Origin of the sequence: Pedobacter agri PB92 (assembly GCF_000258495.1) — a bacterium.
In the GTDB taxonomy this organism is placed as follows: Bacteria; Bacteroidota; Bacteroidia; order Sphingobacteriales; family Sphingobacteriaceae; genus Pedobacter; species Pedobacter agri.
Genome location: NZ_AJLG01000026.1, coordinates 25,927 through 37,049, shown reverse-complemented (window position 1 = coordinate 37,049; position 11,123 = coordinate 25,927). Strand labels below are relative to the sequence as shown.

Below are 11,123 nucleotides of genomic sequence, written 5' to 3'. Positions count from 1 at the left end.
ACTCTTCCTCTGTAAAAGCCCAGTACTTGTCCATTGCTTTTACAGTAGCTGCTTCTGCAGAGGTAGTGTCGGCTTTCGCTGTTTTTATCATCACTTTGTAAGCCGAATCCATTTTTCCCCAGGCAATTCCCCATGGTTTATCATAAGTTTGGCAATCCATATTGTAAATCTGATCTTGCTTCAACTGATAAATCAGTGGAAAATAAATTTTGGCGTATTCGCTTCCTGGTCTGTACAAACCAGCTTTTTTTAGCGAATCTGTCATCCCGAACATTTTGTTGTAAGTTGCTATTTCTTCTTTTCCAAAACGCGATTTCATGTCATTTTCCAATAGGAAGATCTGATAATCAGCATTTCCTCTATCCCAGTTTTTGGCGTAATTTACGGCCAGGTTCATTCTGGTTTTATGGTAATATGCAAACGATGATAGTGCTTTTTTATCTTTGGCAATTTTCGATGAAAGGTTTTTAACTTCTCCGGGATTTAGTTTTTCAAGGTAATCATGGCCTTTTCTAAAAGCTTTTTTAGCCCAATGATCTTCAGGTAGGGTAGCGTAATCAGCAGGTGGGAGATATTCTCCAAAAACCATATCTGGTTTGAAGTTTTTGAGTTTATTAATGATGGATTGAAAATCTTGAGTCGATTTTGAATTGTCATGGGCCGAGCCAACAATTACGATTTCAATTTGATTTTGAGCATCGCTCTTGATGGATGCGCCCATCAAAATAAATAATATTAGGCTGAAGTTAAATAGGGTTTTCATAATGAATCTTGTTTTTGTTGATTCAAATATGAGCTGATTTGCTAACCTGATCTATTTAATTATCCCAATGGGCCAGAATATTATCCAAAACCGAAATTGCTGATGGAATAGGATTCATCCTGCCCTTAAAGGGGTTCAAATAAAATTCGGCAGGTTTCATCCTTAAAATGGAAATTTAGTTCATTAAATTCTTATTGAAATTTACAATCAGCTTAAACAGATCGTTGTATTCATTTAGTGGTAGCGTTTCAGACTTGTCAAAAATATCATGGTAAGCAAGTGGTCCTCCCTGGGTATAAATAAAAAAAGCAGGTACGCCTTTTTCTGTAAAAAAATAATGGTCGCTATTGGCAGCTTTGCCTCTTGAATTTATTTTTGAAATGTATTTATGCGCATCGTTGATCTGATTTAAAAGCGAGAAAGCTTTCGGGTAAACACTTGCATTAACAACAGTCATTCCTGCTTCGCCTGTGCCTACCAAATCAAGGTTGATCAGGAATTTTATTTTGCTTAAAGGCGATAATGGATTCTCGGTATAGTATTTTGATCCCAAAAGTCCAGCCTCTTCTGCAGCAAAGCAAATAAAACCAACGGAGTAAGGCTGCGGGTTTGCGGCATAATATTTAGCCAAGCTCAACAGGGTGGCTACTCCTGCGGCGTTATCATTGGCTCCGGGAAAATATGTTTCGGCGCCCATGCCGCCCAAATGATCATAATGAGCGGTAATCATCAATATCGAATCTGGATATTTTGTACCCTTAACTAAACCACAAATATTTGATGCCCGAAAATTCGGCACAAATTTATTTTCGATATCAACCATAATTTGTTTAGGCAGATCATTGAAATTTTTTCTGTTTATTTGAATTTGAGTGATCTCTCCAGCTTCTGTCGCTACAGACCACGTTAACTTATCTTTTAAAGAAACCAGAAGCTGCGGCGAAGCTAGAAAATTTAAGCTGTCTTTTTGCGAGAGATCTCCTTTAAACTTAACACCTGGGCTCTCGTTGTTCACGATAAAATCCTTTCCTGGTACCAAATTTTTACCATTAATTTCCACCTGCATTTTGCCAGGAAAAGTATTTACCGGAAAGTTCAAATCTTGTTTGTAATTATTTGAAAAAGGAATCAAGCCAGATTTTTTATATTCGGCCGCTAAAAAATCTGCCGCTTTTTGCATTCCGTTTTTAGTGTAACCTCTTCCCCAAAATGCTTTGGAGCTAAGTTTATCAACCATTTTTCTGGTGTATACAGAATCTTGGGCGAAACATTGTAAAGAAGAAAACAAGGCTAATAGCATCAAAAACTTTTTCATGCTTGTAATTTAATATTGTTGATGGAAATTTTAAGAATTATAAATTTAAACCATCGGAATCATTTGCCAACAAAAAAGCCATTTAACGCGTACATTAAATGGCTTAGGATGTGATTTTGCAATAGGTTATTTCACTAAATAGGGCAGTAGAGCCGTTTTTATTTTTTCTTTATTTTGAGTAGCAGACCATTTTTCTTTGATTGATTGATCGCCTAAGCTGAACAACGTTTCATAAAGTAATTTTCCGTTGGCACTCGTTTGAACCTTGAAATTTGTGTTCGATGTTTTTGCAAAATCTGCCCATACATCACGCACAGCTGCCCAATACGTTTTCTGGTTTTCCCACCATTTTTGTGCATAGGCAAATTTTACCGGATCAATTTTAGTAAACTCTTCATACCCTTTTTCAGTGGCAATCAATTTATCGCCCTGAGGTGTACGAACTACTTTTTTGTTGTCTTGCTCAAACATCCAACCATCTTTGGTAATGGTAATTCTGCTGCCGCGATTTAAAACATTGTAATCTTTACGAACTGTCGATTCTCTTCTCGGCAGAGGTGAGTCTGTTTCACTTTGCCATGAATCATGACCACCAACGTGACTCCAGGTTCCATAACCCTGGTAACGTGGACTATCATCAACCTGATATACTTTTTGAGTCCATTTTCCTTTTACATCTGCGGCGGTTAAGTTTACTTTTTTCCAGGCATTATCCTGGGTATACAGCATAATTTCCGGATCTTCATACGTCCAATCCTGGCGCCAGTGCTTAATCACGGTAGAATCATTAATGGCTAACATGTGCTGGATCACAATTTTTTTCGGTTCATCAACAATAATCTCTGCCCATTCGTTACCATGACTTCGGTAAGGTTTGCTAAAAGCATAATCAGGGTTTGGAGAAGTTACTTCAGCATAGTTGAAGTTTACTTTGTAAAAACCGGCTAAAGCTTTAATCGAATTTCTGTCTTGCTCCAGTTTATCTTGAGCATGCGCACTAACTGTTACTAGTGTTGCCAATCCGACGATTAAGTTAAAAATTTTCATTCTATATTGTTTTTAAGGTTGTATTAATGATTTGAAACTGCAGGATTTTTCTTTTTCTTCTTCTTGCCCCACCAAATAATGAAACCGGTTATTGGTAAACTAGCTGCGATTAAGCTGCCGAAAAATGCCAGGATTTTACCCGGTAAACCTAAAATCGCTCCGACATGGATATCGTAATTCATGCCGATTAAAGCTTCTCCAGCGTTTTTTTCTGATTGATTTTTCCGGTTCAGTAATTTCCCTGAATATTGATCAAATTGTATCACATCGTGGTTCCAGTAGGTTTCTTCACCTCTGTAACCTGTGGCATAAATGGTTGCGGTGCCACCTGCAGCCGGCGACATCCCTATCCGGTCGGCATCGGTAAATTTTTGCTTCGCCTGTTCATAAGCAACATCAAAAGGAATTGCTGAAATGGTTTTGGTAGAATCTGATTTAACTTCCACAAAGGCTGGCGGGGTTACACTTCGCGATGCCATGACATAAACTGTAGTTTGAAACCACTTGAAAGCCCAAACTAATCCTGTTAAGGCAAGGATTAAACAAATGATCATCACATAAAAACCGAGGACATTGTGCAGGTCATAGTTTATGCGTTTAAATTTCGCCGACCATTTTATTTTGAAACTCTTATCGAAGTTTGATTTCTTAAGATTTTTTGGCCACCACATAACCATTCCTGAAATTAACAGGAATACAAAAATGATAGTTGCCCATCCAATAATTTGTTGCCCAATAGGATGATTGATTAGAAAACTCCAGTGAAGCATTTTGATGATGGCAAAGAATTCATATTTATGGTCTACTACCAACGTCACCTTGCCTGTGTAAGGGTTTACATAAACGACATCGTAATAATCAACCGAATCAAAATACCAGAATGCTTCAGGGTTACCTGCTTTGTAAACACCAAACTCCCATGCACGATCTGGTGCTTTGTAGGTAGAAATAAAAGTGATTTTTTTACCTTTTCCTAAAGCTTTTTCAGCATTTGCTTTTAATGTACTTAAAGGAAGCGTTTGAGGTTGCGCCGGTACAGTTACAAAAAACTCTTTTTGATGGATGAATGCCGTAATTTCATGCTGAAAGGCAAAAATGCACCCGGTAATGCCCAAATGAAAAACCACCAAACCCGAAGCGATGCCCAGCCAGAGGTGAAGCCAATCACTGACTCTTCTTATTTTTGATTTTTTAGGTTTTTTTGGTGTTGGTTTTGTTAGTGCCATTAAAGCTGTATTTACTAAAATAACCAACTGCCAGTTTACCTGTCAATTGGTTAAAAAAAGGGTAATGTTGTTTAGTTAACTTGAGTAGTATAAGTTACCAAGTGCCATACTTTTTCGTAATCTTTTCCATTTAATTTTCCAGAAGCTTTTTCTTCAGTAAAGGCCTCTAAAAAAATAGTTTCCTTTTTGCTCTGGCTTAAAAGTAAATTTGCCATCTGCATCGGTTTCTGTAGGAACTACTTTACGCTCCGCGTTTACAACCGTTAATTTTTGTTTCGCTAACGGTGTTTTATTGTAGATGACCTGATAAGTTGCTGATTCGCCAGCTTTTTGAACATATTTTCCAGGTCTGATCGTTAAAGCCGCATCTGCTGGAAAAGCAGTATTAACTTTTGATCCTCCAACTGCAACATCTGCAAAAGCATAGTACAACAATTTGCCTTTTTCATAAATGTCAGCTACTTCGTGTACCACTGATAATTTATAAGTTCCATTCTGATCAGGTGTGAAGCTGGCTTTGAAGAAATGCACATCAGGCGAAGCCGTTAAAACTTTTGTTGCGCCATTAGGTGCAGTTAAAACAAGCTTGAACTGTTTTAAATTGCTAAACCATTTTGCTGCAGAATCAGGCTCGTTGGCTTCATACTCACCAAAGAAAATTTTTACTTCTTGTGCCTGGCCTTTTTTTCCATTGGCAGTAGTTTCAATCCACAGTGCATGTGAAAAAACATTGGTAACACTAAAGGCAAGTAATAATAGTAATAGGGATAATTTCGTTTTCATTATTTTTCGGTTTAAATAAAAGCCAGTAAAAACCATCTGATAAGTTTTTACTGGCGGTATGATTAAAATTTGTAAGCTACGCTAATTCTAAAGTTTCTTGGTGCTTCAGCCTGCCATGAATAAGCGGCCTGATTGTAATCCGGAGCATTCCAATAACCAGTGTAATAAGATCCGGTGTATAAATATTTATCTAAAATGTTAAACACATTTCCGGTGATTTTTAGTTTTTTGTTTGCCCAGAAGAGTCCGCCATCCAGTTTGAAATAATCAGGTAAGTTTTGCTCTGGGTTTGTTGGGCTGAAGTTGGCCGTTGCTCTATCAACTAAATAAGTAAATCCGCCAGAAATGCCTAAACCTTTTAAAGCGCCGTTTTGCAAAGTATAGGTTAACCAGGCATTTGATGTATGTTTTGCAAAACCCGGAATTACCTGGCCTACAAATAAAACATCACTTGAAACGCCATTGGCCAGTTCAGTCACTTTTCCATCGGTGTAAGCATAATTGGCAATTAAATTTAAGCCTTTTGCTAATTCACCGCGAACATCAAATTCTATCCCTTGCGCTCTTTTTTCTCCAACAACAATACTGAAGTTTTGTCCAGCCTGATTGAATGGGTCGGCGGTAAGTTCATTCTGTTTGGTAATTCTATAGGCAGACAATGTTGTATTCCAGCGGCCATCAAACCAATCTTTCTTAATTCCGATTTCTTTATTGTTTCCTGTGATCGGTTTTGCTGTAGAACCATCACGCAAGAAACCTGATTGCGGCGTAAAAGCTTCATCATATAACGCGTAAACAGAAGTGTTTTTATCAACCGATACACTTAAACCAACCCTTGGTGTGATGTGTTTCGCTTTATCTGGTGAACCACCCCAGGCCGATTGGCTGACGTAAGTATATCGACCAGCAAGTGTTAAACGGATTCTGTTTTCCCAGAAACCCAATTCATCCTGAAGGTAACCGCTTAAGTATTTCTGTCCCATTAATCCACCTGCTGCAATGGCTCTTTCTTGTAAGCTGGCAGAGCGATCGAAATTTGGGTAACCATTTGATGGAAAACCATAGTTTGGGTTGGCTAGATTGAATGGCGATGATGCGGCATCCAGATCATGAGACTGACCCCAATCTGCGATGTAATCTTTTTTTCCGCCATCAAATCCGGCTAAAATCCGGTGAACTATTCCGCCGGTGTTCACTGTACCATTTAGAAATACCTGTGCCAGGTGCATGGAGCTTTCCGCATCCCAGATGCCAACATTACGGATAATTGTCCCGTTAGGATATACCGCTGACGGCCATGAACTTGAACCGTTTTGTAAGTATTTATAATATGCAGCCTGAGCAGTCAATTTCCAGTTTTGTCCTAATTGCTGCTGCAAATTGAATGTTAAGCTGTGATCATTGATGCGTGTAGGTTGTACGCCAGGTTGTGTGAGGGTAAAATCTCTTGGCAGTGTTGCATAACCAGTTGTGCTGAATAAATAATATGAACCCACTTCAGTCATCTTTGCATTTTGCAATGTGTATTCTGCCGTTAATTTTGTGCTAGGAGTGATTTGATAACTTAAAACAGGAGCAAAGCTGTAGCGGTCGTTTTCTTCATATGGTCTGAAAGATCCCTTACTTTGCGCCGCAGCATTTAATCTAAATAAGAATTTTCCGTCTGCAGTTAACTTGTGATCAAGGTCGATGGTTGTTCTGTATAAATCATAACTTCCAGCGGTAAAAGAAACTTCACCCTGATTTAATCCGGTAGGTTTTTTAGTTACCACATTGTACATTCCACTTGGATCGCCATTACCCAACATAAAACCTGCCGGACCTTTTACAAATTCGATATGATCTACGAAACTCATATCCTCCGTTAACGGACCCCAATATGATGAAACTACATTAAAGCCGTTACGCATGGCCTGAATTTGTGAACCCCTCATTAATACGTTGGTATACAAATCCCCCCAGTGTTCTAAACGAACGGCTCCACTAACATTTCTTAGTATTCCGTCGCTCATGCTTATCAGTTGCTGATCTTTAATTACCTGGTTACTTACCACCTGGATATTTTGTGGCGCTTCCAGCAGGGGCTCGTTAAGCCTTAAGGTGGCTGAAGGTAAACTTACTTTGTATTTTTTATTGATGCCTGCAACGGTCACCTCTTCCAAGGCCTGATCGTTTTCTACCAGAACAAAGTTTAAGGTCTTATTTTCGCCCTCAACAACTGTAATCGTCTGCTCAGATGAATTAATGCCCACTGCTGATGCTTTAATGGTATAGGTTCCGGGTTTCACACGGTTAATGGTATATTTCCCCTCATCATCGGTGATGGTACCCTGGCCTTTACCTTTTAAGCCTACCGAAATATATGCAGCTGGCTTACCGTTTGATGTGGTAACCGTACCCTTAATGGTAGCAGTTTGCTGAGCGTATGATAATAAGGAGAGGAGGGTGAATATGAACGTTAAACTGAATAGTCTGACTTGGTGCATGTTAAATTTTATTTGGATTAATTCTAAACAGCCGCAAAATAACGTTAGAAAATTTTATTATCCAAATTATTTTGAACAATTCTAAATAAGATTTCTGAATTTTAACGTCTGGTAGGATTAATCTGCTCGAGAGCAAAGCATCAATCATCTCAAAAAAAAAAGGATTGCCGACTTTGGCAATCCTGAAACGATAATTTTTGGGGTAAAATTTTTATTTAATCAGAACTGTCGCCAGGTTTATGGCTCGTTCTGTATCATTGGCTGGATTAATTAAGCCACCGCAAATAATATCGTAATGGTATCCTGCCAAAAAGGTTGCGCTCGATGAGACTGCTTTTACCGTTCCGGTTGAAGTTTCCTTCGCATCGAATGTATATGTTCCAGGTGTTATGGCGATAAACCCGCTTGCTGTTTTGTAGCTTTTGTTTGTAATTAATGCAGTGGTTTCGCCAGTTTTTGCTAAATCTAATGCTGGCGCATCGGGTGCTAAATTGATGTAACGGATATATGCCCGATCAGCTGATGCCATAGTTAAATCGTCTGTAATGAATAAAGCCTCCAGTTCACCAGGTTTGTTGATAAGGTAAAAGCTGTTATAAGTGCCGGGGGTTAAATTTATAGTTTTGGTGAATAAACTTTCAGCGTTATTTTCAGAGGTGAACTTTACGGTTGTGGAACCTGTAGCATAGGTTGTGTAAGCAGTTGAACCGCCATAAGGCAATGCTGAAGAACTCACCGATGTGCTATTGATAAATGGATAATAGGTAGCTAAAGTTGGCGCCGAATTAATAATTCTGATGTAACTTAAGTTGGTGTCAGTTTCTTCTTTTTTACAGGAGCTAAAAGTAATTAAGACGAATAAGAGAATTGAAAGAGTGTAGGTTAAACTTCTGGGGCTAAATAAGGAAAGATTCTTCATTAATTTTCGGTTTGATTTAAGATAAAACGTATACTTTTAAAACGGCAACGACAACGAATTCGCTACAACATTGCAAATATTCGTTTTAAACCCTAATGCTGGTTGTTAAATGATGTTAAGCATTGTTAAACCACTTACAGTTTTTGTTAACAATGTTAAAATTTGTGAAGCAATGGCAACAGCGCTGTATAAAGTGAACATATTAAGTTAGCCTGATCACTTTCTTATAAGTCAGGAGAGTTTAAAAAAATGTTATGATTTTATAAAAAAATCAGTTTAATATTGTGTAACTCAATTATTATTTAAACCTTTGCACCTCAATAGAGTTAAAGCCGTTTTAATACGCAAGAGATGATTAAAAATTTTTTACATAAACTTTCTGTTTTCACAACGCAACTGGCGTTTGGGAAAAGTCTGTTTATTAATCATTTCCAGCCCGTATTTTACTATCCCACAAGTCGGCAAAATTTTACTCCACGTATTTAGTACTCCACTAAACGTAACGAGGAATTGATCCTCTCTAAAAACCCAATTAACAAGAATACTTATAATTTTTCGTTAGAAAACGAATGGATATTAACGAATTTATAGTGCAGGTTGCACTTCCTGAACATCGTGTATTTGCAGAACAAATCGTAACCGAGATGGCCGAATCTGCTAAAGCACGTGGTACGGGCATTGCTAAACGTTCTCCTGACTATGTTGCAAATAAAATGCAAGAAGGCAAAGCCGTTATTGCATTTCATAAAGATGGTACCTGGGCTGGTTTTTGCTACATCGAAACCTGGAGCCACGGACAATTTGTGGCCAACTCTGGTTTAATCGTTTCGCCTGAATTTAGAAAAGCTGGCTTGGCACATGCCATCAAAGAGAAAGTTTTCGAGCTTTCCAGAAGTTTGTACCCAAAAGCGAAGATTTTCGGACTAACCACAGGTTTAGCCGTAATGAAAATTAATTCAGATTTAGGTTACGAACCGGTTACCTATTCAGAATTAACACAGGATGAAGAATTCTGGAAAGGTTGCCAAAGTTGTGTAAACTTCGAAATTTTGAAAATGAAGGAACGTAAAAACTGCATGTGTACCGCTATGCTTTACGATCCGGCTACTCAAAAACATGATGCTGCCAAAAAATTTGCCGAAGAGTTACAAAAGAAACCCAAATTATATGAGCGTTTTATGCGCATCAAACAACGTTTAGTTGTTAAACCTAAGCCGAAATCGGGCTTTAAAGTATTGATGTTTTTATTTACCCTATTATTTAATAAGTAATGAAGAAGAAAGTAGTTTTAGCTTTTAGCGGAGGTCTTGATACCTCATTTTGTTGTATTTATCTGGCGCAAGATCGCGGGTTAGAAGTTCACTCGGTAATTGTAAATACTGGTGGTTTTTCTGATGAAGAATTACAGGAAATTGAGAAAAGAGCTTATGCTTTAGGTGTAAAATCTCATGCTGTGGTAGATGAAACTGAAAGTTACTACGATGGGTGCATTAAATACTTAATCTTCGGAAACGTATTAAAAAATGCAACTTATCCACTTTCTGTTAGTGCAGAACGCGTGAGTCAGGCTACGGCAATTGCTAACTACGTAAAAAAAATCGGTGCTGATTATGTTGCTCATGGCAGTACAGGTGCTGGTAACGATCAGGTACGTTTTGATATGATTTTCAACATCATTATTCCTGAAGTTGAAATCATTACCCCAATTAGAGATTTGAAATTATCCCGCGAAGCGGAGATAGAATATTTAGCTGAACACGGTGTTGAATATAGTGCTGAAAAAGCAAGATATTCAATTAACAAAGGTTTATGGGGCACTTCAGTAGGCGGAAAGGAAACTTTAACCTCTCATGAAACTTTACCGGAAAGCGCTTGGCCAACTCAGGTTTCGGAAACGGAATCGCGTAAGCTGGAACTAACTTTCGAAAAAGGGGAATTGGTAGCGATTGATGGTGAAAATTTAGCTCCGGTTAGGGCAATTCAAAAACTTCAAGCCATTGCTCAACCTTTCGGAATTGGAAGAGATATTCACGTTGGCGATACGATTATCGGTATTAAGGGTCGTGTTGGTTTCGAAGCTGCAGCACCGGTTCTAATTATTAAAGCACACCACACTTTAGAAAAACATACGCTAACAAAATGGCAGTTAAGCTGGAAAGAGCAATTATCATCTTTCTACGGTAACTGGCTGCACGAAGGTCAATTCCACGACCCAATTATGCGGAACATCGAAGCTTTCTTGGCAGATACGCAAAAGGTAGTGAGCGGTAAAGTATTTGTTGAATTGTTGCCTTACCGTTTCCACATTATCGGTATTGAATCTAACCACGATTTAATGAGCAATAAATTTGGCAGCTACGGCGAAATGAATAATGCCTGGAGTGGCGAAGATGTGAAAGGTTTCTCTAAAATCTTTGGTAACCAGGTAATGATTTGGCATAAAGTGAATTCTGAAGAAGCTTAAAGCTAAATGACTAAAGTAGAAAGCTTCCGTTCCTGCCTCGTCATTGCGAGGAGGAACGACAAAGCAATCTCTTTACAATTGTCATCCTGACTTATCCCGATTTTACATCGGTAGCTTGTC

9 protein-coding genes are annotated in these 11,123 nt (G+C 38.4%); 2 read left to right on the top strand and 7 right to left on the bottom strand.

Translation table 11 applies throughout. The features are described 5' to 3' along the window. The 7 genes from ON09_RS05990 to ON09_RS05960 form a co-directional block, all read right to left on the bottom strand. Positions 1–763, bottom strand: a 763-nt coding sequence (locus ON09_RS05990) for a hypothetical protein (protein ID WP_010600155.1), incomplete at its 3' end; no start/stop codon positions are given. 175 nt (positions 764–938) lie between these two features. Then, positions 939–2,078, bottom strand: coding sequence for a M28 family metallopeptidase (locus tag ON09_RS05985; protein ID WP_010600154.1), 1,140 nt, complete (start codon positions 2,076–2,078; stop codon positions 939–941). A 126-nt stretch (positions 2,079–2,204) separates the two neighbouring features. After that, on the bottom strand, positions 2,205–3,125 hold the full coding sequence (locus ON09_RS05980; protein ID WP_010600153.1) for a DUF6607 family protein: 921 nt from the start codon (positions 3,123–3,125) through the stop codon (positions 2,205–2,207). 23 nt (positions 3,126–3,148) lie between these two features. Continuing rightward, complete coding sequence (locus ON09_RS05975; RefSeq protein WP_010600152.1) at positions 3,149–4,351, bottom strand: PepSY-associated TM helix domain-containing protein; 1,203 nt, start codon at positions 4,349–4,351, stop codon at positions 3,149–3,151. Positions 4,352–4,504: 153 nt separating this feature from the next. Beyond that, complete coding sequence (locus ON09_RS24130) at positions 4,505–5,134, bottom strand: DUF4198 domain-containing protein (RefSeq protein ID WP_157258853.1); 630 nt, start codon at positions 5,132–5,134, stop codon at positions 4,505–4,507. Positions 5,135–5,196: 62 nt separating this feature from the next. Continuing rightward, entirely contained in the window at positions 5,197–7,620 is a 2,424-nt protein-coding gene (locus ON09_RS05965) for a TonB-dependent receptor (RefSeq protein WP_010600150.1), read from the bottom strand. Positions 7,621–7,831: 211 nt separating this feature from the next. Next, on the bottom strand, positions 7,832–8,539 hold the full coding sequence (locus ON09_RS05960) for a DUF4397 domain-containing protein (RefSeq protein ID WP_010600149.1): 708 nt from the start codon (positions 8,537–8,539) through the stop codon (positions 7,832–7,834). A 569-nt stretch (positions 8,540–9,108) separates the two neighbouring features. Here ON09_RS05960 and ON09_RS05955 point away from each other — a divergent pair. Together ON09_RS05955 and argG are read left to right on the top strand one after the other, a co-directional pair. Then, entirely contained in the window at positions 9,109–9,810 is a 702-nt protein-coding gene (locus ON09_RS05955) for an N-acetyltransferase (RefSeq protein WP_010600148.1), read from the top strand. Further along, positions 9,810–11,003, top strand: a complete 1,194-nt coding sequence (gene argG, locus ON09_RS05950; RefSeq protein ID WP_010600147.1) for an argininosuccinate synthase — start codon at positions 9,810–9,812, stop codon at positions 11,001–11,003. The genes ON09_RS05955 and argG overlap by 1 nt, the downstream gene beginning before the upstream one ends. Positions 11,004–11,123 lie beyond the last annotated feature (120 nt).